Here is a 25,698-nt window from a genome sequence, read left to right as displayed (position 1 = left end):
CCCGGATTTCTGGAATAAAGCTTGCACAAGGGGGAAATCCGGGGGGCCATAATACATTCAGGAGAGAATATATGAATATTAGACTACTTGATTCAAATGAAAAATATCCATTAGAGCTCTTGTTACTAGCTGATCCTTCGCACCAACTTGTTGAGGAATACTTAAAAAGAGGGCAGTGTTTTGTAGCAGAGATTGACCATCATATTGTTGGAGTCTATGTTCTTTTACCTACAAGACCTGAAACAGTTGAGTTAGTGAATATAGCAGTATCAGAAGGTATGCATGGTAAAGGAATAGGCAGACAATTAGTAACACATGCAATTGAAACAGCTAGGGCACAAGGTTATAAAACGATGGAAATGGGCACAGGAAACTCTAGCATTGGGCAGTTAGCTCTCTACCAAAAATGTGGGTTCAGAATTGTTGGTGTAGATCTAGATTTCTTTGTCAGACATAACTATCTAGAAGAAATTTATGAGAATGGCATACAGTGTAGAGATATGATTCGTATGTCTCAGGATTTATAGAGCTTAATTTCTTTGCAAACCCTTCAAAGGTATCTTAAGTAAGGTTCTGAAAGGTATATGATATTGTGCCAAAAGATGGTACAATAAATTGCGGAAAGGCTATACAATCATTGGATTGCAATAGTCCTCTTTTTAATGAGTTGATATCCTAACAAGTTCCTGATAAGGGGTGGTTACTTTTGTACAACACAACCACGATACTCACAGAGATAACAAAACATATGAAAGATAAAGATTTAATCCTTAGTGATCTTGCCAGAGAGGCAGAAATGAATCCGGGAACCATGAGCAGTATTATTAATGGGAACCGCACTCTTTCAGTGGATCAGCTAGACCGAATTACAAAAGCAATGGGGCATCCCGTTGGCTATTACTACGAACGGTATGTGTCTGAGTATTTAACAGAGGCTAATCCGAATTGGCGTCGAATGAGTCCTTTTATACATAATTGTGCGAAATTGAACAAACTGGACTGCATTCATGATGTGGTCAATCTATTAATGGATAAGTTGGGCTATTCAGAATCCTTATTTGAGCTTGCTGAAGAATTATTTCATGAAAAGATGTACCAAGCGGCAGCCATACTTTATGAAAATGTAGCTGTAAGTGAGAAAAAACAATACTCAGAACGTCTGGCTATGTGTCAGTACCGCTTGTTCCATACGAGGCAAGGAGACAATCAAGAGAAAAACTATGAAGCGGCAGTTCAATTTGAAATATATGTTGAACGACTAGATGAGATAGATCAGTTAGAAGCGTTAAAAGATTTGGCGAATACATACCGTTCGTTACGTAAATGGGACAAAGTAGAATTGTTCGCTAAAGCTTTGGGAGACAAAGCTAAAATTCAATACAAATTGGAACAACAGCGGCACCATGTGAAAAAAGAAAATTCAAAGAAACCAAGTTTTCCTCTGTTTGCTTATTGGGCATTTTCTCATTTACTTCGGGCACAAGCATATGACGAGAGGAAAGACTATGAAAAGGGACTTCATCATATCAAAAAATATGCTGATTTAAGCTGGGTTACTGATACAGATGAAGAAACATTGAAATGGAAGTATAAATATGAGGATTGGGCAGTAGTAAATACGTATGTAAATAAGCTTCTTTCAGGCGAAGAGAGCGTAATTCCCGAGTATGTAGCTTATATTTCTTCAAGAAAAGATGAGGTTCTTCCCGCACTTGATAATATCCTTGAGGCGGCAAATCGATACCATTTTGATGTAGATGATATTTTAGAGCAATTCGAGGAGGATATTTTATCTTATTTGGAACAACAAAAAATCGAAGGCTTTTATACTCAACGATTTATAACAGAGCGTTTTATACATTTTTCTAAGGAATTATCAGTCTACTTTTTGACTAAAGGAAGATTTTCTGATGGCTTTAAATTTTTATTAAATTGTTTGGGAAAATCTACATTAATCAATAATAAATCATATATAATCAAATGTATGAGGCTGTTTGAGTCTTATCAGGAGCATGCATCATTTGAGACGAAGACAGCTTACAGAAATTTGATTAATGAGGTGGATCAAGATGAAGCGTAAAATAATTCTGACCTTTTTAGCAACCAGCTTTATGTTAGTAGCGATAGTTACTGCCCCTTTACTTTTTCATGGTCAAGAACATGGCTATCAACCGAGTCACCATGGCGAAATGTAATTCTTTCTAACAGGAAAAGATACTTGATATTTAATTCAATTAAATGGGTCGGAATATTAAACCAAATGGATAATGGAACAGGTTAGATGGAATGATCCGTCTAGCCTTTTTATTTCCTGTTTTGCTGTATTTAAGCAATATGAGGAAATCTTCTTTTGAGAAATTTATGTAAAAGGTGTAAAAATGTAATGTGTGCTGTTGCAAACAACTAAAGGGTATATGGCTTTGTTCTAAAAGACGGTACAATTATGGGTGAAAAAGTATTTTTTCCAACTGTTTCTCTATTACATGGTTTAACTATGTATCATATGCCGAGTCTACGTTGAAAGGGTGGTTTATTCATGGAAATCACACTTACGATTGCAGCAGAATTAAAGCAATACCTAATACAAAAAGGCTTGAGTATGACTGAGTTTGGACACATCATTGATTTGAATGTAGGTACGGTTAGCAGTATTGTTACTGGAAATCGTATTTTATCCGTTAACCAATTGGATCGCATTACTGCCGGAATGGAATTGCCACCAGACTATTTTTATGAACGTTACATTGAGGAGTGTATCTTAGAAGAAACGCTCAACTGGCGGAGAATTAGCCCTTTTTTGTACCGATGCGTGGAGCTTGGCCGACTTGATTGCTTGCAGTGCGTTGTATTTCTGTTGCTGGATAACCCAATCTATCCTCCGTTACTCTTTGAAGTAGCCGAGAATATTTACAGAGATGGTTACAAGGAAGCAGCGGCGTTTCTTTATGAAAATGTGAGCGAGAGTGAAAGGCAGCAACATTCAGAGCGATTGGCAGTGTGCCAGTATCGATTGTTTACGATTCGTATTGGAGACGATCAAGAGAAAAACTATGATGCAGCCATTCAATTTGAGCCTTACGTTGATCGATTAGATGAGCTAGATCAGTTAGATGCCTTAAAAGACTTGGCGAATACATACCGCTCGTTACGAAAATGGGACAAATTAGAATTATTCGCTAAAGCTCTTGGAGATAAGGCTAAAATTCAATACAATTTGGAACAAAAACGGCATCATATGAATAAAGACATTTCGAAGAAACCCAAATTTCCTTTGTTTGCGTATTGGGCATTCTCGCATTTACTTCGGGCAGAAGCTTGTGAAGGAAGGAAAGACTACGAGCAAGCACTTCAGCATACTTATGCTTACACCGATTTGAGTTGGGTGAACGCTACAGATGAAACTGCTTTGAAGTGGAAGAGGCAATATGAAGACTGGGCAGTAGTAAATACGTATGCAAATAAGCTTCTTTCTGGTGATAAGGGCGTTCTTCTCAATTATGTAAATTATATTTCTTCAAGAAAAGAGGAAGTTCTTCCCGCACTTGATAATATGCTTGAAGCGGCAAATCGATATCATTTTGATGTAGATGATATTTTAATACAATTTGAAGGAGAAATTATTTCCTTTCTGGAGCGAAAAAAAGTGGAAGGGTTGTATACTCAACGCTTCATAACAGAGCGATATACTGATTTCTCAAGGGAATTAGCAATCTATCTTTTGCGCAAAGGAAAGTTTTCAGACGGTTTTACATTTTTGTTAAGTTGTTTGGAAAAGTCTGCTGAAGTTAATAATAAAATACAAGCAATTAGATGTATGAGGTTGTTTACGTATTTTAAAGAACATGCATCTGCTCACACGAGGGCAGTCTACGGAAATCTAATTAAAGTGGTTAATGAAGATGAAGAGTAAGTTGATCCCGCCCTCCTAGTATCCAGTTTTATGTCAGTAGCATCAGTAATTATGATCCAACTGGACAATATAGAGGAATGTTGGAATAAAATAGTCTCAAGTTCAAGATCACAGTAGACTTAGAAAAACAACTATGATCAAGAGGTTAGATGGAATTATCCGTCTAGCCTTTTTTAAATGGCCTGTTTTGCTCTACATAAATAAGCTTCTAGAAGTGACTTAGCTTGGACTTTTATCTGTCAAATGCTTATTCGATCATTGGAAGATTATCATTGGAAGATTATATAATGTGGAAAGTAGTATTTAAATAACAAGACATATTGCCTATTCCCTTCATTTCCCTTATGATAATTGCACTACTACCAAAGAAGGAGATACATATGAAGAAAGCTATTCTACTATTATTGATGTTTGCTATTTTAATTCCATCACAAGTATTGGCAGCAACATCTACAAAAGCAATGTCAACAAGTGAAATCGAAAAAATATACTTTGAGAATTACAAAGATCGTGTGAAGGAAATTAAAATTGCACAAAAAAAACTTAATGCTGTTCTGGGGGCAGAAGTTCGTGAGCTAACTCAGAGATTAAGTCAAGCATCAGCGCGCTATAAAAACGAAGTGAAAAATAAATCAAGTAAAGCGGTAATAGCTCAAGCCAAGGCTGATTGTGATAAATTAAAGAAGCAGCTCGGCGTGGCTAAGGTGGAACTAAATAAAACAGTTAAAAATTACAAAAAAGAAAGCGAACAAGCATTAAAGGATATTGCAAGTCAGAAAGCAGAGCTTATAAAATTCATTAAGAATCACACAGCAGGAAAAGATAAACTTACGGAGTCTCAATTTAGCAAACAAGTTAATGGAGATATTATGTCGATTGACGGCTCATTTACTGGCATTTTAAAAATGTTGACGGAAGCTGAATAATGGTGAGTAAAGGCAGCAGGTATCACCTGTTGTCTTTTTAATTTAGGCTTAGAATGGAAAGGTATTGTTAGTCGACTTTGGATTGCTGTGAAATGGGGACAAAGAGGATATATGGATATGGATGAAATGAATTTGTTCGTTTTTATATAATGAAGTACGATTAGCGAGGAGAAAAATTTATGAATCGTAAGTTTTTTATCATGGCTTTGATAAGGGGTATTTTCGGGTATTTCCCTTGTGGGCTGGGAGTTGCAGTATTATTGGAGGCTTATAGCAGATATAGTCTAAGAGGTTTTTTAATTGGAGCTACATTTTTCCTTATCGGGGGATTGGTGCTTTATTTCACAAGAAGCTATGAATCATCAGATTGGTTACTATAGATAAAACAAATATTTCATTACAAGGAGTATATGATGTTATCACCAAAACAAGAAGAGAGCCTTAGTAAATTTATGAGTAAAATTCTTAGGCATACACCAGAACAGTTTGGAATTAAGTTGGATCATGAAGGTTATTGTCACGTGCATGACTTAATTTCAGCAATTAAGTCAGAGAATAGATGGTCGGATATAGGAGAAGCAGGGATTGATCAAGTCGTAACTAATTGTCCAAAGAAGCGATACCACATGGTAAATGGATACATACGAGCGAACTACGGGCACAGTGCAGGAAGATTAGATTACGAAGAATCCATTCCGCCAACTGCTCTTTATCACGGAACAAATAGCAAAGTAGTTGATAAAATTATTACCGAGGGAATTAAACCCATGGGGAGAAAATATGTTCATCTATCTGAGACACTTGAATTTGCAACATTGGCAGGTAAGAGACGTGGTGAATTAGTCATTCTTGAAATCGATACAGTAAAATCAATGGCTAACAATGTTAAGTTCTATATCGCTAACAATGGTGTTTGGCTTGCGGATTTTGTGCCCCCACAATATTTTAAAAAAATTTAACACTGATATTTTCGTTTATATTAAAAAGAGGCTTTATACAATACTTTTGACATAGTAAATCTGTTTATATCAGTCCATTTGTCACATAATATAAAAGGAAATTTCAGGATAACAGGTGGATATCCCTAAACATCTCCTTCTGATAAGATTATTTCCATCTAAATTAAAATGGACGTGATCAATTGGGGAGAATATTGGTTCCACCTGACAAGCTTATGGAAGTGGCTGACCAGTTCTTGCATGGTAAACACGAAATGGAACGTATGTTGAATTTACTGAATGGAAGAATTGATTTTGTCCAACAAGGTTGGTTTGGTGCTACCCGAGAGAGGTTTTCCAAGATTTTCAGGTCTCTAGACAATCCATGGGCGTGACGCTTGAACGACTTTCTACGGTTGCACAAGAACTCATTTTTATTTCAAAAAACTTCACACAGGTAGATGGAGAAAAAGTCGTACTGGATGTGCCGGGGAATGGTGTGCCTGTTAAAACGGCATCAAGCGGTGAAGGTTGGTTACATAAAATCTTTGAACAGATCGGTAAAGCTGAGATCACAAAAGCCGAAGCTCAGATGGAAGCTAGTAAGCTTCAAGGGGAAATTTTGTGGGATACTGCTCAGGGAGCGAAAGGTGCTATTCAGGAAGATTTAACCTTGGGAATGCTGCCCGACAAAGACCGTGACTATGATCATCCAATGGCAGCTAAAGTAGGTGAAATTCTCGGTCACGTAGCTACGACATTGCAGGGGGCTGGTGAGGTAGTAGCTGGAATAGGTGGAGAAGGATTATCAGTTGCTGTTTCATCCACGGGAGTTGGTAGTATTATCGGAATACCTGGATTGATTGGCTCAGCAGCTTTAGCGGCACATGGAGGTACAACCGCAGTTAAAGGCGCAAGCGGAATAGGAAAAAGCTCAGCGGAATTGTGGCAGATGATGAAGGGAGAAGGTGTACCTTCTTATGGGAAAAAATCTGTTCCAGCAGGTCCTTATCGTGAAGTTGACAGTTACCCTGTAAAAGTAAAACACGGAGATCAGGAGAAGCATATTGTTGGGACGCCCAACTACAAACAAGACTTAGCCAATGGTAAGAACAAGAGTATTTTCTATGGTGATAACAAAACCGCACAAGAATTACTTGATAGTTATTCTGGAAAAGGTGCTATGTTTAAAGCAGGGCGAGAAAGGATTGATTTCGGAAAACCTATCGGGAAATATTATAATAGAGATACTGGTATGTTCGAAGAAACAACAAAAGGAATTATTCATTACAGTAAAGATGGCGCACATATTGTACCAGCAGCGCCTTAAACCAAGGAGGAATATATGGGATATGATTCTTTGATTAAAGCCATTATTTCAGTACCGAAAGAAGAATTAACTATTCAGTGGGGAAGTGGATTTAAGATTATTGGTACTAGGGACACCATTTATGAAACAAACAATGGTTTAGATGAAGATGATAATGAATTCATTGAATATGATGCTGCGGTTATTGAAGTTAAAAAGATAGTATCTAAGCCGATTAACGACGAAGGAAGTATATATAATTGGTTACAAAAAGGAAAGAGCCCCTTTATTGAAATTTCTCTCCATAACGATCCTCCCAGCATGATAACATCTACTGATGGATCTATTATTTGGAAATATGAATAACTCTGGAAATCCTCAATTGTGTATTTTTCACTCAATCGAGGCTAGATGGGATTATCCATCTAGCCTTTTTGGTTTGTATGGGTACCACATAAATTGTAAGCACGACAAAGCATATAGTCCCCTATGGTCTAACATTCGTTATAAAGTAGTAGGATGCCATTACACCTAAGAAAATTAAAACAATTGCGCTACATGCGATGTAGACTACACGGATCATGGAAATTCAAAGCAGCATCCAGAGTGGCCTCATGAACATGTTTTTGAATGGAAAGAAGATGGGACATTTAAAAGAGTTAACAAGAAGTAGGAGGGACTGTTTTGGAATATAATGAATTGGTGGAACGTTTTGAAATGGGGGAAGAGTTTCAGTTCTACTATAAAAATGATAGCTATTGGATTAGCCAGAATGAAGAAGAGTACTTTCTTACTCGTCAAAGAGACAGTTTTTCGCAATCATTTGAATCAGCAAGAGAGTTGTTCAATAATGGGAAGATTGAAGATAAGACTATTTTAGAGTTGTGGGATAGCATAGAGATTTAAAAAAGTACAATTTGAGTCTGCTCCTTAACAATAAAAATGGGAGTGGGCCTTTTTACATAGTTAGCCAATCTGAATAAAGGAGGATGACATTTACAACCACCTTGCTTCAAACGAAGGTGCGTCAAATTCAGGTCACCATGTTCCAATATCAATCATGATCAAATTGTTGAGCTAAGGATATGGGAATCAAGCAGATGAACAAAATGTCCCTATAAAAAATACTACCGATATTGTTCAGGAACTCGGTATCACGAAACAACAGCTACAGAACTATAAAAAACTCCTAAAGTTGATTCCTGAGTTACAGGATATGATTGAAGATCAGGAGTGGAAAGCGATGACTATAAGCTTTTGGTCATAGGTATAAAGTTATCTTATTTCACATAACAATTAGGAATTAAGTTCGTTTTCCATAAATCGGAATAATGTTACTATGTCATAACGAACTCAAACAGAGGTATATTATGACAACAATTAAAGTGACACCTGAGCAGCTTATGACTGCCTCCAAGCAGTTTGAGTTAGCACAGCAAACGGCAACTCAAATGAATAGTAATTTAGTACAACAAATTTCATCTATGGGGCAATTGTGGGAAGGACTGACTAAAGAGCACTTTTACTATTCCTTCCAAACCTCTCAGAAGAATATGAATGACTTTGTTACCTTGACGGATTCTATTGCTAGGGAATTACGTCACCATGCAGATAAATTCAGATTAGCAGATCTGATGGAAGCAGGTAACATTGACGCAAGTTGTTTACCACCTCCACCGAATTCATGTGCTGTTCCTGCTCCAGATACACGGAATGCGTTCCAGAAATCAGTAGATAGCTTAACTGAACTAGGTCAGGATTTTGTAGACGCTAACTCAGTACGCTATGAGAAAAAGTTTAATTCAGTCTGGAGCTTTCTAGATTATATGTCATATGGTATTCCAAAAGGAATGTACCAAGGGTACATGGAACGGGCAGCTAAACAAAACGATTCATGGAATGACATGCTCAATTTCGGTACATTTGGAGTAACAGGTATGATTCAAGGGGCATTTAATCCAAACAATGCCTGGTCAAAGGAACACTGGGCTAATATGATCGGTACAGCAGGATTGTTTGGAGGAGTTAGTTCGGTAATCAAACCTAAAATTGGGATTGGTAGTACAATAAAGTTAAACGGTGAAGTTAGACCATTTCCCAAAGGCCATGATCTAGATTTGAAATTGTGGGAAGAGATGCCTGTAAGCGGTCAGAGAAGGTTAACACCAGATGGATTAAAAATTATGAATGTTAGTGAAATAAAAGCTTTTAAAAAAGAAATGAATGCTATTGATGTAAAAGTTATAATTGATAAAAAGGGCGCTATACTTCCAGAAGAAGCTGTGGGTGGCTTTAATCCTAGTACAGGACAGATTGTTATACGACCAGATGCTTCCTATCTAAGTGCAATTCACGAATCTTACCATGCAAAACACTTTGGAGAACTTGGAAAAGAAAAATATATGAATTTATCCACTATAGCTAAAGAAGAGTATGTTTATAATGAAATCATCAAAAATAAAGACAAATTTAATTCCTCAGAAATATACGAAGCACAGAGATACATTTATAAAGTGAGAAACGGACAGTGGCCTCTGTCTAATTGGAAAGGGTATGAAGAATAATGGATGAAAAAGTGGATACTAAATTAACAGCTACTCAAGCTAGAAAAATTGCTCAGGATTATCAAGAAAAATATAAGTTATATGGTGTAATACATGATGACACTGAGCAGTCCGTCAAATTTTACCCGGAATTCTACAGGGTTGAGGGTGCTGCATGGTTAGTTTTAGCTGATATCACACCAAAGAGTTATGAAGGTGATGATGAGATTACTTTTGTTGTCTCGGATAGAGATGGGGTTGTGGATCATGTACTTGATCATAATGGACTACCACAGCGTTATCATGTACCTAGCAATAGAGATTATACAGATGAAGAGTTTGAAGCTATTTTTAATGATGAAGAAGAGTAAGTTGCTTTACAATACCAGCGTCATATAGTCAGTGTTAAGCTTGCTCCTTTAATAATAAAAATGGGAGTGAGCTTTTTTATAGTTATCCAATCTGAATGAAGGAAACTGTGATTTTTAATATACCTTACTTCAAAATAAGGTGCGTCAAATTCAATTCACCATGTTCCAATATCAATCATGATCAAACTGGAATAGTGACAAAGGAAATAATTGCAAAAAAGGAGATGCACAATGAAGCGAAGGTAAAGTGGTTTGCTCTAAATGCTAGTCGAAGAATTACAAGGACAATACATATAACCGTGATCTTGTTCCAAAAGTAGAAGTGATTGAATGAAGTACGAAGTGCTAGGTAATTCCTAGATTTAAGATGAGTAAATAATTTGAGATCGGCAATTTGATATTGTTTATTTGTCTTAGAAAGTCTTATTGTTGGACAGAGAAAAGGGAGTGTAATGGAAACGCGGCTTCGGGAAATTGGAGTAGTCTGTCTTGTGCTAGTGATTTTGTTTTGATATTTGATAACTGTATTAATGATATACACAATAGGTGGAACTTTCTTTGTTTCGGGAGAAAGCATTATCTTTGTATACGCTCAACTGCGTAATTATCACATAGTTTGCTCAATTACGACAATACTTAGGGTCAGTTTAGGTGAACGGAATTAATATTGAGAATTGTGGAACTTGATGTTATTTCGTCTATCTATCAGGATTTAAAGTTGTTTGTTGTATGCTTTTTTGGGAATAGATAAAATCAGCGGGAGTATTTTTATAGATGAAAAGCGTCATTAATTTGTAAAAATTGTCTATTTACCTTTGGTTAAAGGTATTTATGCAATGAACAGAAAGGAGAAATTTTGACATAAACAACAAGGCAAAGGATTACTTTTCAGATGTACTAACTGAACATATCCACAAATGGCAACGTGGAGATATTATTACAATAGAAGCTGGCTGGATTGTTTGGAGGAGTCAGCTCAGTTAGTTAGAATGGAGATGTTCTTTTGGAGATTATGAAGTTAGACGATATTATTAAAACACCCAATAAAGGAATCATTTTAATTGGAACAAATATTGGATTAGATAAGCAGGATCATACGAATCTGAAAAGTTTGATAGGTTCAAAAATACAAGTAGATAAGGTAGATGGGACAAAATGTGAACTGGACGTATTGGATATTAGCCTTTCTTTTTCCATTGCTAACCTTCCACTCATTGGTATTAGTGTAAAGGATTCAGAAAATATTAAAGATATAAAAAAGGGAACACAAGTAGTGCAATTGTTGGATGGATAAGGTAATCAAGCAGATGGACAAAATGTCCATATAAAAGATATCCCCGATTCAATTGGAGAAGATGAATGGGTTGAAGACTATAAATGGTATGCTGCAATAGCAGCAAGGAACAGCCACATCTGAGCAAGTAAGGATGTTGGACCAGAGATACTGAAGGAATAATATTGTGAACACAGATAAAGTAAATGTGTCCACTTTCTAGTCTAGACCCATAAGCCTCCTAATATTTTGAATGTATCCACGGGCGTCCACACTTACCCGGAAATGCTGCATAAAATATCCCGGGTGAACAAAGAGGAGGTGCATGTAATAACCATGATACACATGGAATCCGTGCAAGTGGGTGAGCATACATTTATCGGAGTTGAGGTCAAACTGCCTAAAACAACGCTGTTGACGATCTCTAACTCCCGTGGTTACATCATGTGTGGTGCCCTGGATGTTGGACTGCTCAATGAACGGCTGGCGGATCGGAAAATTCTTGCCGCACGAGCTGTGGGGGTAAAAACGCTGAAAGAATTGTTGGAAGCGCCGATGGAATCGGTGACGACAGAAGCGGAGCAACTGGGGATTAAGCCAGGTATGCCAGGATACGAAGCACTTTTGAAACTGGTGTAATGAAGCCTATGTGCATATGTTGCATAAGAGTAGAGGAACAAGAACGAAAAAAAACCGGACTTTTTGGCTCCGGTTTTTTTCTGTGAAAAGTTTTATTCTATCGAGTAGAATTATCATTTGAATTATATACGAACGGTATGACATGCAAGAACAATTATTCGGCAAACAAATGGGTCAGGTTCTCGCTAAAGGGTGCTTGTACAATCCCTTTTTCGGTAATGATGGCGGTAATGTACTCATGAGGTGTAACGTCGAATGCTGGGTTGTAGACTTTGATGCCCTGCGGGGCGGTCCTTTTACCAAAGCTTTCGGTAACTTCCTCAGCAGAACGCTCCTCGATCGGAATATCTGCGCCTGTTGCGGTCTGCAAATCAATGGTAGATAGTGGCGAAGCGACATAAAAAGGAATGCCATGCGCCTTCGCTAGCACAGCTAGGCTATAGGTGCCGATTTTGTTGGCCACATCTCCATTAGCAGCGACTCTATCTGTGCCGACAATAACGGCCTGTACCCATCCTTTGGACATCACCATGCCCGCCATATTGTCACAGAGCAGGGTGACATCAATGCCTGCCTGCTGAAGCTCGAAAGCGGTCAGGCGCGCCCCCTGCAGCACGGGGCGGGTTTCGTCGGCAAATACTTTGAGGTGAATGCCGTTCTCCTGCGCAAGGTACATCGGCGCGAGCGCTGTTCCGTATTTCGCTGTCGCCAATCCGCCTGCATTGCAGTGAGTAAGTACGCCCATCCCGTCCTCGAACAGAGGTAAAGCATGGATGCCGATCTGGCGACATACTTCCTCATCCTCTGCCTGAATGGCTGTGGCTTCACGCTCCAGCCCGGCATTCCAGTCTTCGACCTGACCTCCGCTAGCTTCAACGATGAGTTCCCCAGCCCGCTTCTTCATGCGGTCCAAGGCCCAGAACAGGTTCACTGCCGTCGGGCGTGAAGTAGCCAAATGTCCGCACACGGCGTGTACATGCTGCAGCCACCCAGCAGCGTCGGTGCCGTCGTAGGCGGTAGCTCCTAGCACAACGCCGTAGGCCGCAGCCATCCCGATAGCGGGCGCACCACGTACCTTCATGGCATGTATGCCATCCCATACTTCCTCGGCCGTGAATAAATCCAGCATGACAATCGTTTCGGGCAGTAGACGCTGATCCAACATAGACAAGCGGTTGCCTTTCCACACCAGCGAAGATAGAGCCTGACTGGGCACTGCAGCTTTCCCAGAGGTTACGTGCGACGATTCTTTCTTTTCACTCATATTCATTAAGCTCCTTTAGTTTGGGCAGCTGTTGCTGTCCGAACAATGTCTCCCAGTTCCCGAATCGAATGAAGCTCGCGATTGCGAAGAACCAAGGATTTACCGATAGATAACGCCAGACGTTCCGCAGCTTCCTTGATAGCAGGATCGGCAATGGTGTCGATATCTGCCACATGCGACAGGCTGATGATACGGCGAATCACTTTGCACCCTGCAAAACCAATCGTATCTTGCAGTACTTTCTGGAGATACAAGTCCTGATATCCCGCTGTACGTGCCATATGATCGGTGACATGCTCGTCCCACAGTTTGCGGAACCTACGCTCAAACTGCTCCCATACCTGAATGGCGGTCTCCAGAACCCAGTCACGCCTTTCCTTTAGAGCCTTCTCGCCAGAGGTCCATCCGGGTTGTGCTGCGTAGTTCAACAGCAGATTGGCGATCACCGCTCCGATATCAAAGCCCATGGGTCCGTAGTAGGCAAATTCAGGATCAATGACTTTAGTCGATTCGGTCGTTACAAAAATGCTACCAGTATGAAGGTCACCGTGCAGAAGCGCTTCGGTTCGTGTCAAAAACTTTTCTCGCAGCAAAGCCACTTCCAGGTGAAGCACTTGATCTGTACGTAGTGCCTCTGCTTCGTCTTCGATGTACGCACCATAGTTGTTATTATCTGAGATCCGATACGGTTCATCCAGAATCAGATCTTCAGTTATTTTGCAGAGATCCGGGTTGATAAAGCGTTTAACCAGGTCTTTTTTATCCTGCTGATTCATGCCCAAATCTGAGGTGAAGAAGAGCGTGCGTGCCAGAAACTCCCCAATATGATTAGCGAAATATGGATAGGTGTTTCCTTCTATTAGTCCCTTGCGCATGATGGTGTGTGAGCTAAGATCCTCCATCACGGTCAACGCAAGCTCATCGTCATACGCCAGTACCGCAGGAACCAATTCGGGGCAAATGTAGTGTTCCTGCTGAAGTGCCTCGCGTTCAATACGGGCACGATCCAGTGAAAGCGGCCAGGATTCACCCACAATTTTTACATAGGGAAGTGCCTGCTTGGCAATGATACTCTTGTTAGATTCAGAATCCGTAATATGAAAAACCAGATTTAAGTTACCATCACCGATTTCTCGGCATTCCAGATGGGCTTCCTGACTAAAAAATCCGGGGATGTTCTTCACGAATTCGATTGCTTCTTCAGTCGTTAAAGGATGATATTGGGACAACGAAGTCACCTCCATAAAATGTGCGCATGTAAATAGTTTAAAAAATATCACAATATTAAACCAAGTATTTTGATAGGATAGAGAAAGTATAACGAAAATCATTGAAGTTTTGTACATTTTTTTTATGGGAATTGAAAGAGGAAGAAAGGAGTACTCTTTTTTTGTTTCGTCTCCGTATAGAGAGGGTAAATATGAGACAGACGTCCGGCAGGTGATATTAGGATGCCCGCTGGCGTCTTACCGTCAGCAATGGCGGTGATGGATACGTAAACGTTCCTGAAAATCAATTTGATGAAAAAGGAAGGGATTTATGATGGCTAAAACAACAAGTAACTCGAAAAATACGCAAACCAAATCGGTGGAGGAACTTTTAAACCGTCAAGTCGCTAACCTCAATGTGTTATATGTAAAAATTCATAACTATCACTGGTATGTGAAAGGCTCCAGTTTCTACACACTCCATGTTAAATTTGAAGAGTTATACAATGAAGTGACATTGAAAATGGATGAGATCGCCGAGCGTTTGCTCGCGTTGAAAGGTTCTCCTTCCGCAACGTTGAAGGAATACCTGGAGCTGTCGTCGATTCAGGAAGCAACCGGCAACGAAGATGCTCCTAAGATGGTACAAACCTTGATCGAGGATTTTGCAACTGTATGCGAGGAGTTTCAGGAAGGTATCGAACTGGCGGAAAGCAATTCCGACCAGCCAACTGCAGATTTGCTGATTGGTTATAAAGCGGATCTGGAGAAACATATGTGGATGCTTCGCTCTTATTTGGGCTAATTGGCCGAATTTCGCTCCATCACTCAATGCCTAGTTCGGTGAATTTAATTCCACTCCATAGTGATGGGGTTACGCTCTGAAATAAACTCTCTACATGTAAAACGCTACTGACGTCATGCTGTCAGTAGCGTTTTTATGGCTGGAAAAAGATCATGCATCCCATGTTTTTTGTACAAATTTATAATTATATGAACAACCACAGGATGAATTTTGCTATTTGTGTGCCTGGTAGGGTGAACATTTTATGAAGAAAGTTGGATAACGTGTGTCTGTTGGTTGCACCCTTAAAGATATTTATTATAAAATAACTTGAGAATCATTGAGAATCAGTTTAGAATGATTATAAATAAATTTTTAAATATTACTTGAAATCAGGGGGCTCCCCTGTTTAAATATACTTTCTGATTTCGACACCACACTACATTTTTTGGAGGGTATTGCGAATATGGCTACAAACTTTAAGATTGAAGGTCTCAAGGCGACCATTGAAGGCAAGGAAATTTTGAAAGGTATTAACCTCGAAATGAAGGGCGGAGAAATCCATGCCATCATGGGTCCTAACGGTACGGGTAAAAGTACACTCGCGTCTGCTTTGATGGGTCATCCTAAATATGAAGTCACAGATGGCAAAGTAACTTTGGATGGAGAAGACGTGCTGGATATGGAAGTGGATGAGCGTGCACGTGCAGGATTGTTCTTGGCGATGCAGTATCCGAGTGAAATTGCAGGGGTAACGAACTCCGACTTTTTGCGTAGTGCGATCAACGCACGCCGTGAAGAAGGACAAGAAATCTCCCTGATTAAGTTTATCCGTCAAATGGAAAGCAAAATGAAAGAGCTCGAAATGAATCCTGAGTTTGCTCACCGTTACCTGAACGAAGGCTTCTCTGGTGGTGAGAAAAAACGGAATGAAATTTTGCAAATGATGATGATTGATCCGAAAATTGTCATTCTTGATGAAATCGACTCCGGTCTGGATATCGATGCTTTGAGAATCGTGGCTAGCGGTGTCAACGCTATGCGTTCCGAAGAGCGTGGTTTCCTTATCATTACTCACTATCAACGTCTGTTAAACTACGTTAAACCAGATTATGTACATGTAATGATGCAAGGACGTATCGTTAAATCCGGTGGTCCTGAGCTTGCTGAGCGTCTGGAAGCGGACGGTTACGACTGGATCAAGGAAGAGCTGGGTATCGTTGATGAAACTGTAGGACAAGAGGCGTAAGCCGGAAGCGAGGAGGAAAACTAATGACTACACAAACAATCCTTCCGGTAGATTCCGAGCAACTGCGTGTTCTGTCCGAACGTAACGGCGAACCATCTTGGTTGGCCGAAGACAGACAAAAAGCACTTGAGCTTGCAGGCAAACTGGAGCTTCCGGTATTTGAAAAAACAAAAATCGAACGATGGAAATTAAACGATTACGGTCAACATAAACAGAACGAGGTCATTGCATCGGTAGGGCAGGTCCCGGCAGCCATTGCTGATCTGGTCAAAGAGCAACAGGAGGGTGGTCTGATTATTCAGCGCAACTCCGGCGCGGTATATGTGAAGCTGAGCGAGGAATTGGCGGCGCAAGGCGTCATTTTCACGGATTTACAAACAGCGGTTAAAGAGCATGCTGATTTGGTTAAAGCTCATCTGAACACAGTTATTAAGGCTGAAGAAAATTCATTATCTGCATTGCACGCAGCACTCTGGAACGGTGGAGTATTTGCTTATGTGCCTAAAAATGTAGAACTGAACGTTCCGCTTCAAGCTGTATTTCTGACGGACGATGCGACTGCAACGTTTGCACCGCATGTGCTGCTCATTGTTGAAAGCCACAGTTCCGTGACTTACGTAGACAACTATGTATCTGCGGATTTGGCGGCACCTGTTCTTCATAACGGTGCGGTAGAAGTTGTTGCAAATGCAGGAGCTAAAGTACGTTATGCGACAGTCCATCAGTTTGGAGAGCAAGTAACGGATATTTCGATTCGTCGTGCTACGTTGGGAAATGACGCAGCTATCGAATGGATTGTGGGCGAAATGAACAACGGTAATACAGCAAGCAATACCATGTCCGTGCTCAAAGGCAATGGCTCCAATTCGGATGCCAAGATCATTGCTGTTGGTTCCGGCTCACAAAAGCTGAACTATACGACACAAGCACAGCATTTTGGTAAAAATTCCGCCAGTCAGATGATTACGCGCGCAGTAATGCGTGAAGAAGCGTCTTCCATCATTAACGGAATTACAAAAATTGAAAAAGGTGCTACCAAAGCAGACGGTCAGCAAACAGAACGTGTTCTGATGCTCAGCCCGAAAGCGCGTGGTGACGCTAACCCGATCCTGCTGATTGATGAAGATGATGTAACGGCAGGTCACGCAGCATCGGTTGGTCAGGTAAACCGTGAACAAGTGTATTACTTGATGTCCCGCGGGATTAGCCGTGCAGAAGCTGAACGTCTGATTATTTATGGCTTCTTGGCACCTGTCGTATCTGAAATTCCGCTCGAAGGACTTCAACATCAGCTGCAAAGCCTTGTTGAAAGGAAGTTAGGCCAATGAATACTGCATTGATCCGTGAACAGTTCCCGATTTTACATCAGGAGATTAACGGTCATCCGCTGGTTTATTTGGATAATGCGGCCACTTCGCAAAAACCGCTGGCGGTCATCGAGGCGATCAAGCACTACTACGAATATGATAATTCAAATGTTCACCGTGGTGTGCATACCTTGGGTAGTCGCGCAACGGATGCTTATGAAGGTGCGCGGGAGAAGGTAGCCCGCTTTCTGAATGCAAAGCGCAGTCAGGAAATTATTTTTACAAGAGGAACAACAACGGCGTTGAATCTGGTCGCTTCTTCCTATGGCAGGGCTAATTGCCAGGCAGGTGATGAAATTGTCATCACACAAATGGAGCATCACAGTAATCTGATTCCGTGGCAACAGGTAGCCAAAGCCACAGGCGCGACTTTGAAATATATTCCACTTCAAGAGGATGGTAGCGTTGATCTTGCTGATGTTGAGAATACCATTACAGAAAACACGAAAATTGTAGCGATTGCGCATGTCTCCAATGTGCTGGGTGTTGTGAACCCTGTCAAAGAGATTGCAGCTATTGCGCATCGCAACGGCGCAGTCATCGTTATAGACGGTGCACAAAGCACACCACATATGAAAGTAGACGTGCAAGACATCGATGCTGACTTTTATGCCTTTTCGGGTCACAAAATGTGTGCTCCTACTGGGATCGGAGCACTGTACGGCAAGAAGGCGCTGCTGGAAAACATGGAGCCCATTGAGTTCGGCGGTGAAATGATCGACGATGTGGGATTGTACGAATCCACATGGAAGGAGCTGCCTTGGAAATTTGAAGGTGGTACCCCGATTATAGCCGGAGCCGTTGGTTTGGGAGCTGCCATTGATTTTCTGGAAAGCATCGGACTGGACGCCATTGCACAGCATGAAAGCCGTCTGGTCGACTATGCTCTCAAACGTCTCCGTGAAGTGGAGGGATTGACGATTTACGGACCTGCAGACCGTCATGTTGGGCTCGTAACATTCAACTTGGATGATGTGCATCCGCATGATGTAGCTACCGTATTGGATAGCAAAGGGGTGGCTGTACGTGCAGGCCATCATTGCTGCCAGCCATTGATGCGCTGGTTGAAAGCCAGTGCGACTGCACGTGCCAGCTTTTACCTCTATAACACGGAAGAGGAAGTCGACGCTTTGGTCAGCGCCTTAATCCAAACAAAGGAGTATTTTGGCGATGCAACTTGATGACTTGTACCGACGCGTGATTATGGATCATTATAAAAATCCGCGCAATCGCGGACGTTTTGAGGACGATGCCGTTACGGTGGATTTGAATAATCCTACGTGTGGTGACCGGATTTCTCTTCAACTCAAAACGAAAGACGGCGTGGTCGAAGATGCCCGTTTTACTGGCGAAGGCTGCTCGATTAGTATGTCCTCAGCTTCGATGATGACAGAAGCGGTCAAAGGAAAAACGATTGATCAGGCACTGGATATGGCAAGCCGCTTCTCTTCTTTAATGAAGGGAGAAGCCGTTGAATTCGATGATTATGAAGAATTGGAAGCTTTGTCAGGCGTAAATAAGTTCCCGGCCCGCATCAAATGTGCGACACTGGCTTGGAACGCGCTGCGCAAAGGGATTGATGAAGATAAATAATTTAAATAGAACAGAGGAGGTTTGAGAAACATGGCCAAGAAAGCACCGGAAATGGAAGAGTATAAATATGGCTTTCGTGACGAGCACAAGTCCATTTTCCAAACAGGTAAGGGTCTCACTCCGGAAATTGTAAAGGAAATCTCCAAAATTAAGGATGAGCCAGAATGGATGCTGGAGTTCCGTCTGAAAGCACTGAAACAGTTTGAAAAAATGCCAATGCCAAACTGGGGCGGAGATATGGATGAACTGGATTTCAACGATATCCAGTACTATGTAAGACCTTCCGAGAAACAAGGGAAGACATGGGAAGAAGTTCCGACGGAAATTAAAGAAACCTTTGATAAACTGGGTATTCCTGAGGCGGAGCAAAAGTTTTTGGCTGGTGTATCCGCACAGTATGAATCCGAGGTTGTCTACCACAGTATGCAAAAGGAACTGGAAGACCAGGGCGTTATTTTCATGGATACCGATACGGCGTTGCGTGAGCATCCTGAGATTCTGAAAGAGTATTTTGCAACAGTTGTACCTCCTGCGGACAATAAGTTTGCTGCACTGAACAGTGCGGTATGGTCAGGCGGTAGCTTCATCTATGTACCAAAAGGTGTGAAATGTGAAGTTCCATTGCAGGCTTACTTCCGTATCAACTCGGAAAACATGGGTCAATTTGAGCGTACGCTTATTATTGCCGACGAAGACAGCTTTGTGCATTATGTAGAAGGTTGCACGGCTCCAATTTACAGCACGAACTCACTGCATAGTGCCGTGGTCGAAATTATTTGTAAGAAGAACGCACGCGTTCGTTATACAACGATCCAGAACTGGGCACCAAACATCTATAACCTGGTAACCAAACGTGCGGTTGCAGAAGAAAACGCAACGATGGAATGGGTCGATGGTAACATCGGTTCCAAGTTGACGATGAAGTATCCAGCCGTTGTATTGAAAGGCCGTGGAGCGAAAGGGATGGTCCTGTCCATCGCTGTTGCAGGCAAAGGCCAGCATCAGGATGCAGGTGCGAAAATGATCCACTTGGCACCAGACACCACCTCCACAATTGTATCCAAGTCGATCAGTAAGCACGGCGGTAAAGTAACGTATCGCGGATTAGCTTCATTCGGTCGTCAGGCTCAAGGTGCAAAATCGAATATCAAGTGTGATACGCTGATTTTGGATAATCAATCAACTTCAGATACTATTCCTTATAATGAAATTATGAATGACGACATCACGCTTGAGCACGAAGCAACGGTTTCCAAGGTATCGGAAGATCAGCTGTTCTATCTGATGAGCCGTGGTTTGACTGAAGCAGAGGCAACGCAAATGATCGTTATGGGCTTTATTGAGCCGTTCACCAAAGAGCTGCCGATGGAATATGCGGTAGAAATGAACCGTTTGATCAAGTTCGAAATGGAAGGTAGTATTGGTTAAAACGCAGTAACCCTTGGTGTGACAAGGTTTTTGAGGTATTCTAAAGCTGTTAAATTGGAGTCGTGTCGATTTTGTGCCGACTCGGATTTCCTGCTAGTACAGAAGGCGAACTTTTTAAGTTCGCCTTCTTCTATTTTTTCCGTAATGTCTAAAAAGATGTCGGCAGTTTTCTGAATTGTCTTATGATCTAACGCTTTTATAAGGGGAGATAGAATTAAAAAAAATTATTGTTAGGACTGCGGATAATTGCCTAGCACTTAACTATGTTTGCTTAATAGGATATTGTAAAGCCACAAAACATAAGGAGGCAGGCAACGGATGCAGAAGAATAAAGCTGGAGTGAAGAAGAAAACCCTCTCTTCTAAACAGACACAGAGGCATGTACATGAATTTGAAGGTAGTACCAAACTGGCTGAAGAAGGCGCAGACCGACATAACCACCGCTTTGCAGGTGTTACTGGGCAAGCGATTCGAGTTGGAAGAAGTCATGTCCATGAAATTGATCTTTCAAAAACTGATTTCGTGAACCATTTTCATAATCTGAGAAGGATTAGAACAGGACCCGCTATTCCAGTCGGAAATGGCAAGCACGTACATTTTGTTACGGGCCAAACCACATTAAATGATGGTCATGTACACCAGTTCAATTTCGCAACATTGATTCAGGCACCTCTTATTTAATAAACAAATGTAGCAAATAATATAGTAGTAGAAACGCGTTTTTATTGTTTTTGATCGTTGTAAATTGTGACTAGGTTAATGTCCCTAACATAAAAAGAGGCTGTCCTTCGCAGAAGAACCTACGAATCAAGGACAGTCTCTTTTTATTCGCGTAGCCTGGGCTTCGGCAAGACATTTCGTTCCACCGAAGTAACGCCGGGAGGCAGTAGCGGATCAGGATTCCAAATAAATTTCATCAATGGATACATGGCGTTCCCTAGACAAATCTACATATTCATCATCGTTAATTCTCACTAAGGGTCTGAAGTAATCGGCAGGATTGTTCAGAATAATCGTTCCTGTCTGCCCTGTAGTCAGCAGAACCTGCTTATTAATGAAATTAGGAAGCATATGTCTGATGAACACTTGGGTAGCTTCTGGGTTTAAATGTCCAAAACTCATGCTGTGCAGCTCGCGTAATACGGCGAGTAGCTCCTGCTTCGTCTGGTACACACGATTGGAAATCATCGCGCTATACACGTCTGCAATAGCTGTTATGCTGGCAAAAGGATGAATTTCTTCCTTGAACAGTCCATGGGGATATCCACTTCCATCTTCACGCTCGTGATGCTGCAAGGCGACAATTGCAGAAATCTCATCGCTGGTTGAATTGCGAATAATATCATAGCCATAGAGAGAATGTTTCTTCATTTCATGAAATTCTTCAGGTGTCAGTTTATCCGGTTTGTTCAAAATTTCATCCGGTATCATGGATTTGCCTATATCGTGTAAATATCCGGCTTTACCAGCGGCATAAGCTTCTTCTTCTGTATATCCAAGCCATGTGGCAATGTAATATGACAGTACACCTACTTGGAGAGAATGATTATAGGTATAGTGATCTCCCCGCTCCATAATTAACAGCAGAGATACGACATCTTTTTGACGAGCCAGCTCTGAAACGAGAGGGCCGAACAGTTCATCAACTCGATATTCATCAAATTTTCCAGTTGAGGAAGCTTCGAGAAACATGCTTTCAAAGCCACTGATCGTCTGCTCCATGAGGGGAACGGCGCGTTTGAGGGATTCAGGGGAAGCTGGAACATCGGGGGCAAAGTCAACCGGAATGCTCGCAGAACCGGCATCAATGTCGATATAATCGACACCATGCATAATGAGTTTGGAAATGTCGTCATGCTGAAGCTCGGTGCCCTGAATCATGACAGGTACACCGTGCCCATTGTATGTATCGGATTTGAGGCGATCTCCCGGCTTGGCATCGGTAACGTGAACTCTCATGTGCTAACCTCCTTATTGTCGTAAATTTGTCGAAAATATGAAACAACCCTAATATATCAAGAATTATATGGGATGACAACGACTAAATTACTATTATTCCAAGCTGTAAAATAGGTCCCAGGAACCCGTTTCCTATCAGATACCTACAGTAGATAACGTCAATGCTTTTCACTATGTTTATGATGTGAGATTGTTCAGAGAGTACAGCGAAGCTTAAGGACTATGTCCACTCATATGTACCATATTGCTAAATAACATGGTATGCTTAAACATTAGAAGCTCCAAAGTCGATATATATAAAGTATAGAGGAGGGCGGTTATGGAGATGACGACTCGGCAAACGTTGACCATTTTGCATACCAATGATATCCATAGTCATTTTGGCAGTATGCCTTCGATAGCCGCGATGATCGATGAACGAAGAGCCGCATCACGGGATGCGCTGCTTGTGCTCGACATAGGAGACCACATGGACCGGATGGCCCCCGAAACGGAAGGAACGCTCGGTGGGGCAAATGTGGATGTGATTAATCTAACAGGATACGATGCAATTACGATCGGTAACAATGAGGGACTGACTTTTACCCCGGATATGATTGAACAGGCATATGCGGGAATTCATTGTCCGGTCGTATGCTGCAATATGACAGAGCGTGCTACGGGGATGAGCCCTTCGTGGATGAAGGAATCCCTTATCGTAAACAAAGCTGGAATCAAGGTCGGTTTACTCGGTGTGACGGCTCCTTTTGTAGAGTTTTATCAATTGCTGGGCTGGGATGTGCTCAATCCGTTTGAGGTGCTGGGGAAGCAGATCGCGGCACTGAGAAAGCAGGTTGATGTTTTGGTCGTGATGTCGCACCTGGGTCTACCTTCCGATCAAAAATTAGCGTCGCAGTTTCCTGAAATTGACGTTATCCTTGGAGGTCACACCCATCATGTGCTGGAGGAACCGCTTTGGATCGGAAAAACAGCTTTATGTGGGGCGGGGAAGTTCGGAACGCTGCTGGGTGAAGTGACACTAAGTCGTAACAATAGCCTCGAACCGTTTCGAGTCACGTCAGGCGGCGTAGTTCCTGTAGATCAGACACTACTGGACGAAAAAGTGGCATCGGCCATTGTGGTGCATCGCAGACAAGCAGAGCGCGCCATGGAGAGCACCATTGCGGTGACGGATCGGAAACTGGAGATTGCATATGATCAGGAATCCCCTTTTGGGAATATGCTGGCACAAGCGGTGTCCCATTTTACAGGAACAGAAATTGCCCTCGTCAATGCGGGACAACTGCTCGGCCCATTACCTCAAGGGGATATCAGCAAAGGAATACTACATTCCTTATGCCCTTCGCCGATTAATGCCTGTGTTATGAAGTTGCGGGGAAGAGATATTCGGTTGGCGCTGGAGCAGTCCTTGCTGCCTGAATTTACAGACAAGCCCATGACGGGCTTTGGCTTCAGAGGCAAAGTGCTTGGCACGATGTGTGTGGAAGGCTTGGCCATTCAGTATGACTCGGGCCGTGCTTCTTATGAAAAAGTGACGGACATTCGTGTAGCGGGTCAACTATTGGAAGAGCATGAGGAATACACAGTGGGCACGTTGGATATGTTCACTTTCAAAGCAGGTTATGAAGTGCTTGCGAACGGAACAGATCTCCGATTTATGCTTCCAGAATTTTTACGGGATTTGATTGAAATGGAGTTGAAGCGTCCGGGCGCGATGGAAGAATGTTTTGCAGCTAGGTGGCTTCAGGTATCAAAACAATCGGGAGAGGATTAAGCTGCGACTGGTACCTGTTACATTATTGAGAGCCGGCATGAAGCTGGGCAAAAAAATATACAATGAAAACGGAATGGTGCTGCTCTCGGAAGGTGTTGAGCTTACTTCGCGATTGATTGAACGTCTAGGCCAAGTCGGTATTGGATATGTATACATTGAGGATGCTGTGACAGAAGATATCGTCATTCCTGAGATGATCCATGAACAGACAAGGGCCGCGGCGCTACAGGAAATCAAAAAGCAGTTTCAAGGGTTGTCATCCTACTCCGTAGATCATAAGCACAAATATTTTGGCAAGTCATTTTACAAGGTGATGGAATCCATTCTGGACGATATTGGAGGCCGTCAGGACACCATCATTATGTTGATGGATATCGGGGCCGCGGATCAGGATTTGTATCATCATTCTTTGAACGTATGTTTATATTCACTAGTACTTGGAATATCCAATGGCTACGATAATAACCAGCTCATGGAGCTGGGGATAGGTTCACTACTGCACGATATCGGTAAAATGAAAATTTCACCTCAAGTACTCTATAAGCCGGGTAAATTGACGGATGAGGAATATGAGCATATGAAAACACACACGGTGATCGGCTACAAGCTGCTCAAAGACGAGCCTGGAATTCCCTTGTTGTCGGCTCATTGTGCATTACAGCATCATGAGCGTATCGACGGTAGCGGATACCCACACGGTTGGAAAAAGGACCAGATCCACGAATATGCGAAATGGATCGGTCTGGCGGACTCGTACGACGCAATGACAGCAAGTCGGATATATAAACAGGCTTTGTTGCCTTATGAAGCGATGGAAGTGCTGTACGCCGGGGCAGGAACGTTATATGAGCAGCGAATGCTGGAAGCCTTTCGTGACTGTGTAGCTATTTACCCCCTGGGACTCTCTGTGGTGCTCAACACGGGGGAAGAGGGGGTCGTGGTGCGTATACATCCCAAAATCCCGCAAAGACCCGTCATTCGCATCGTAAGGGACCGGGATGGGCAGGAAGTGAAGGCACCTTATGATGTCGATTTGTCCGTATCCCTCTCGGTTATGATTACAAACACATTGGGCGCTACTGCCGCCCCTTTCGGAGGAGTACACGTAGATTAGCAGATGATGTGGAAGAAAGCATGCAGACACTTTACACATCATGATATGA

Annotated in this window: 25 protein-coding genes and 1 pseudogene; 23 read left to right on the top strand and 3 right to left on the bottom strand. The window is 41.9% G+C overall.

From position 1 onward, the window contains the following. The first annotated feature begins 71 nt into the window (after nt 1–71). The 14 genes and pseudogenes from MKX59_RS19950 to MKX59_RS19885 all read left to right on the top strand — a co-directional run bounded on the left by MKX59_RS19950 (nt 72) and on the right by MKX59_RS19885 (nt 11,909). A complete protein-coding gene (locus MKX59_RS19950) occupies nt 72–527 on the top strand; it encodes a GNAT family N-acetyltransferase (RefSeq protein ID WP_053325065.1) in 456 nt (151 codons plus the stop codon). A 221-nt stretch (nt 528–748) separates the two neighbouring features. Then, on the top strand, nt 749–2,080 hold the full coding sequence (locus MKX59_RS19945; RefSeq protein WP_371917978.1) for a helix-turn-helix domain-containing protein: 1,332 nt from the start codon (nt 749–751) through the stop codon (nt 2,078–2,080). Beyond that, nucleotides 2,070–2,195 (top strand): hypothetical protein, encoded by a 126-nt coding sequence (locus tag MKX59_RS19940; RefSeq protein WP_256026507.1) that lies wholly within the window; start codon nt 2,070–2,072, stop codon nt 2,193–2,195. The genes MKX59_RS19945 and MKX59_RS19940 overlap by 11 nt, the downstream gene beginning before the upstream one ends. 341 nt (nt 2,196–2,536) lie before the next feature. After that, entirely contained in the window at nt 2,537–3,910 is a 1,374-nt protein-coding gene (locus MKX59_RS19935) for a helix-turn-helix domain-containing protein (RefSeq protein ID WP_071558965.1), read from the top strand. Between the two features lie 380 nt (nt 3,911–4,290). Beyond that, on the top strand, nt 4,291–4,836 hold the full coding sequence (locus tag MKX59_RS19930; protein ID WP_023987866.1) for a hypothetical protein: 546 nt from the start codon (nt 4,291–4,293) through the stop codon (nt 4,834–4,836). Between the two features lie 179 nt (nt 4,837–5,015). Next, nucleotides 5,016–5,216 carry a hypothetical protein gene (locus MKX59_RS19925; protein WP_023987867.1) on the top strand — a complete coding sequence of 67 codons (201 nt, stop codon included), beginning with the start codon at nt 5,016–5,018 and terminating at the stop codon, nt 5,214–5,216. A gap of 33 nt (nt 5,217–5,249) precedes the next feature. After that, nucleotides 5,250–5,795, top strand: coding sequence for an RNA 2'-phosphotransferase (locus tag MKX59_RS19920; protein WP_071558964.1), 546 nt, complete (start codon nt 5,250–5,252; stop codon nt 5,793–5,795). A gap of 182 nt (nt 5,796–5,977) precedes the next feature. Then, nucleotides 5,978–7,104 (top strand): annotated as a pseudogene (locus tag MKX59_RS19915) (polymorphic toxin type 50 domain-containing protein). A gap of 15 nt (nt 7,105–7,119) precedes the next feature. Continuing rightward, nucleotides 7,120–7,449 carry a hypothetical protein gene (locus MKX59_RS19910; RefSeq protein WP_023987870.1) on the top strand — a complete coding sequence of 110 codons (330 nt, stop codon included), beginning with the start codon at nt 7,120–7,122 and terminating at the stop codon, nt 7,447–7,449. Nucleotides 7,450–7,767: 318 nt separating this feature from the next. Further along, nucleotides 7,768–7,989 (top strand): hypothetical protein, encoded by a 222-nt coding sequence (locus MKX59_RS19905; RefSeq protein ID WP_023987871.1) that lies wholly within the window; start codon nt 7,768–7,770, stop codon nt 7,987–7,989. Nucleotides 7,990–8,453: 464 nt separating this feature from the next. Further along, nucleotides 8,454–9,647 carry a WXG100 family type VII secretion target gene (locus MKX59_RS19900; RefSeq protein WP_028542913.1) on the top strand — a complete coding sequence of 398 codons (1,194 nt, stop codon included), beginning with the start codon at nt 8,454–8,456 and terminating at the stop codon, nt 9,645–9,647. Then, a complete protein-coding gene (locus tag MKX59_RS19895) occupies nt 9,647–9,997 on the top strand; it encodes a hypothetical protein (protein WP_049828507.1) in 351 nt (116 codons plus the stop codon). The genes MKX59_RS19900 and MKX59_RS19895 overlap by 1 nt, the downstream gene beginning before the upstream one ends. A 1,012-nt stretch (nt 9,998–11,009) precedes the next feature. Beyond that, entirely contained in the window at nt 11,010–11,291 is a 282-nt protein-coding gene (locus MKX59_RS19890; protein WP_233903891.1) for a hypothetical protein, read from the top strand. A gap of 315 nt (nt 11,292–11,606) precedes the next feature. Further along, nucleotides 11,607–11,909: a YunC family protein gene (locus tag MKX59_RS19885; protein ID WP_023987881.1), complete on the top strand. Its 303-nt coding sequence runs from the start codon at nt 11,607–11,609 to the stop codon at nt 11,907–11,909. A 154-nt stretch (nt 11,910–12,063) separates the two neighbouring features. On the opposite strand, the gene mtnA is transcribed toward MKX59_RS19885, so the two are convergent. Then, the gene (gene mtnA, locus MKX59_RS19880) at nt 12,064–13,173 is read right to left on the bottom strand and encodes an S-methyl-5-thioribose-1-phosphate isomerase (protein WP_028542909.1); all 1,110 of its coding nucleotides are present in this window, start codon (nt 13,171–13,173) and stop codon (nt 12,064–12,066) included. 5 nt (nt 13,174–13,178) lie between these two features. Continuing rightward, on the bottom strand, nt 13,179–14,402 hold the full coding sequence (gene mtnK, locus MKX59_RS19875; protein WP_028542908.1) for an S-methyl-5-thioribose kinase: 1,224 nt from the start codon (nt 14,400–14,402) through the stop codon (nt 13,179–13,181). Between the two features lie 313 nt (nt 14,403–14,715). Here mtnK and MKX59_RS19870 point away from each other — a divergent pair, with 313 nt between their 5' ends. From MKX59_RS19870 to MKX59_RS19840, 7 genes are all read left to right on the top strand, one after another. Beyond that, a complete protein-coding gene (locus MKX59_RS19870) occupies nt 14,716–15,186 on the top strand; it encodes a Dps family protein (protein ID WP_013309551.1) in 471 nt (156 codons plus the stop codon). A gap of 445 nt (nt 15,187–15,631) precedes the next feature. Continuing rightward, complete coding sequence (gene sufC / locus MKX59_RS19865) at nt 15,632–16,414, top strand: Fe-S cluster assembly ATPase SufC (protein ID WP_013309552.1); 783 nt, start codon at nt 15,632–15,634, stop codon at nt 16,412–16,414. Nucleotides 16,415–16,437: 23 nt separating this feature from the next. Next, nucleotides 16,438–17,742, top strand: coding sequence for a Fe-S cluster assembly protein SufD (gene sufD, locus MKX59_RS19860; protein WP_023987884.1), 1,305 nt, complete (start codon nt 16,438–16,440; stop codon nt 17,740–17,742). Next, on the top strand, nt 17,739–18,962 hold the full coding sequence (locus MKX59_RS19855; RefSeq protein ID WP_028542907.1) for a cysteine desulfurase: 1,224 nt from the start codon (nt 17,739–17,741) through the stop codon (nt 18,960–18,962). The genes sufD and MKX59_RS19855 overlap by 4 nt, the downstream gene beginning before the upstream one ends. Continuing rightward, nucleotides 18,952–19,374 carry a Fe-S cluster assembly sulfur transfer protein SufU gene (gene sufU, locus MKX59_RS19850; protein ID WP_013309555.1) on the top strand — a complete coding sequence of 141 codons (423 nt, stop codon included), beginning with the start codon at nt 18,952–18,954 and terminating at the stop codon, nt 19,372–19,374. Before MKX59_RS19855 ends, sufU begins: the two co-directional genes overlap by 11 nt. Before the next feature lie 30 nt (nt 19,375–19,404). Beyond that, entirely contained in the window at nt 19,405–20,802 is a 1,398-nt protein-coding gene (gene sufB, locus MKX59_RS19845; RefSeq protein WP_013309556.1) for a Fe-S cluster assembly protein SufB, read from the top strand. Nucleotides 20,803–21,120: 318 nt separating this feature from the next. Beyond that, entirely contained in the window at nt 21,121–21,483 is a 363-nt protein-coding gene (locus tag MKX59_RS19840; RefSeq protein WP_023987886.1) for a YmaF family protein, read from the top strand. A 213-nt stretch (nt 21,484–21,696) separates the two neighbouring features. Here the strand turns inward: MKX59_RS19840 and MKX59_RS19835 are convergent, their stop codons facing one another. Further along, nucleotides 21,697–22,761: an HD-GYP domain-containing protein gene (locus tag MKX59_RS19835; RefSeq protein WP_023987887.1), complete on the bottom strand. Its 1,065-nt coding sequence runs from the start codon at nt 22,759–22,761 to the stop codon at nt 21,697–21,699. Nucleotides 22,762–23,080: 319 nt separating this feature from the next. Here MKX59_RS19835 and MKX59_RS19830 point away from each other — a divergent pair, with 319 nt between their 5' ends. After that, the gene (locus MKX59_RS19830; protein WP_340858797.1) at nt 23,081–24,535 is read left to right on the top strand and encodes a bifunctional metallophosphatase/5'-nucleotidase; all 1,455 of its coding nucleotides are present in this window, start codon (nt 23,081–23,083) and stop codon (nt 24,533–24,535) included. Next, nucleotides 24,489–25,649 (top strand): HD-GYP domain-containing protein, encoded by a 1,161-nt coding sequence (locus MKX59_RS19825; RefSeq protein WP_025722542.1) that lies wholly within the window; start codon nt 24,489–24,491, stop codon nt 25,647–25,649. The genes MKX59_RS19830 and MKX59_RS19825 overlap by 47 nt, the downstream gene beginning before the upstream one ends. Nucleotides 25,650–25,698 lie beyond the last annotated feature (49 nt).

Origin of the sequence: Paenibacillus sp. FSL R7-0340, from assembly GCF_038002205.1 — a bacterium.
Classification (GTDB): Bacteria; Bacillota; Bacilli; order Paenibacillales; family Paenibacillaceae; genus Paenibacillus; species Paenibacillus polymyxa_B.
Note: the sequence above shows the minus strand (reverse complement) of the source record. Positions and strands in the feature narration are given on the sequence as shown.

What these genes read in the sequence shown, in the direction of transcription:
- MKX59_RS19930 (WP_023987866.1), top strand. Translation starts at nt 4,291, where the DNA reads ATGAAGAAAGCTATTCTACTATTATTGATGTTTGCTATTTTAATTCCA.
- MKX59_RS19935 (WP_071558965.1), top strand. Translation starts at nt 2,537, where the DNA reads ATGGAAATCACACTTACGATTGCAGCAGAATTAAAGCAATACCTAATA.
- MKX59_RS19885 (WP_023987881.1), top strand. Translation starts at nt 11,607, where the DNA reads ATGATACACATGGAATCCGTGCAAGTGGGTGAGCATACATTTATCGGA.
- MKX59_RS19835 (WP_023987887.1), bottom strand. Translation starts at nt 22,761, where the DNA reads ATGAGAGTTCACGTTACCGATGCCAAGCCGGGAGATCGCCTCAAATCC.
- MKX59_RS19950 (WP_053325065.1), top strand. Translation starts at nt 72, where the DNA reads ATGAATATTAGACTACTTGATTCAAATGAAAAATATCCATTAGAGCTC.
- MKX59_RS19840 (WP_023987886.1), top strand. Translation starts at nt 21,121, where the DNA reads ATGCAGAAGAATAAAGCTGGAGTGAAGAAGAAAACCCTCTCTTCTAAA.
- sufB (WP_013309556.1), top strand. Translation starts at nt 19,405, where the DNA reads ATGGCCAAGAAAGCACCGGAAATGGAAGAGTATAAATATGGCTTTCGT.
- MKX59_RS19920 (WP_071558964.1), top strand. Translation starts at nt 5,250, where the DNA reads ATGTTATCACCAAAACAAGAAGAGAGCCTTAGTAAATTTATGAGTAAA.
- MKX59_RS19900 (WP_028542913.1), top strand. Translation starts at nt 8,454, where the DNA reads ATGACAACAATTAAAGTGACACCTGAGCAGCTTATGACTGCCTCCAAG.
- MKX59_RS19855 (WP_028542907.1), top strand. Translation starts at nt 17,739, where the DNA reads ATGAATACTGCATTGATCCGTGAACAGTTCCCGATTTTACATCAGGAG.
- sufC (WP_013309552.1), top strand. Translation starts at nt 15,632, where the DNA reads ATGGCTACAAACTTTAAGATTGAAGGTCTCAAGGCGACCATTGAAGGC.
- MKX59_RS19895 (WP_049828507.1), top strand. Translation starts at nt 9,647, where the DNA reads ATGGATGAAAAAGTGGATACTAAATTAACAGCTACTCAAGCTAGAAAA.
- sufU (WP_013309555.1), top strand. Translation starts at nt 18,952, where the DNA reads ATGCAACTTGATGACTTGTACCGACGCGTGATTATGGATCATTATAAA.
- MKX59_RS19910 (WP_023987870.1), top strand. Translation starts at nt 7,120, where the DNA reads ATGGGATATGATTCTTTGATTAAAGCCATTATTTCAGTACCGAAAGAA.
- mtnA (WP_028542909.1), bottom strand. Translation starts at nt 13,173, where the DNA reads ATGAGTGAAAAGAAAGAATCGTCGCACGTAACCTCTGGGAAAGCTGCA.
- MKX59_RS19870 (WP_013309551.1), top strand. Translation starts at nt 14,716, where the DNA reads ATGGCTAAAACAACAAGTAACTCGAAAAATACGCAAACCAAATCGGTG.
- MKX59_RS19940 (WP_256026507.1), top strand. Translation starts at nt 2,070, where the DNA reads ATGAAGCGTAAAATAATTCTGACCTTTTTAGCAACCAGCTTTATGTTA.
- MKX59_RS19945 (WP_371917978.1), top strand. Translation starts at nt 749, where the DNA reads ATGAAAGATAAAGATTTAATCCTTAGTGATCTTGCCAGAGAGGCAGAA.
- sufD (WP_023987884.1), top strand. Translation starts at nt 16,438, where the DNA reads ATGACTACACAAACAATCCTTCCGGTAGATTCCGAGCAACTGCGTGTT.
- MKX59_RS19830 (WP_340858797.1), top strand. Translation starts at nt 23,081, where the DNA reads ATGGAGATGACGACTCGGCAAACGTTGACCATTTTGCATACCAATGAT.
- MKX59_RS19925 (WP_023987867.1), top strand. Translation starts at nt 5,016, where the DNA reads ATGAATCGTAAGTTTTTTATCATGGCTTTGATAAGGGGTATTTTCGGG.
- MKX59_RS19890 (WP_233903891.1), top strand. Translation starts at nt 11,010, where the DNA reads ATGAAGTTAGACGATATTATTAAAACACCCAATAAAGGAATCATTTTA.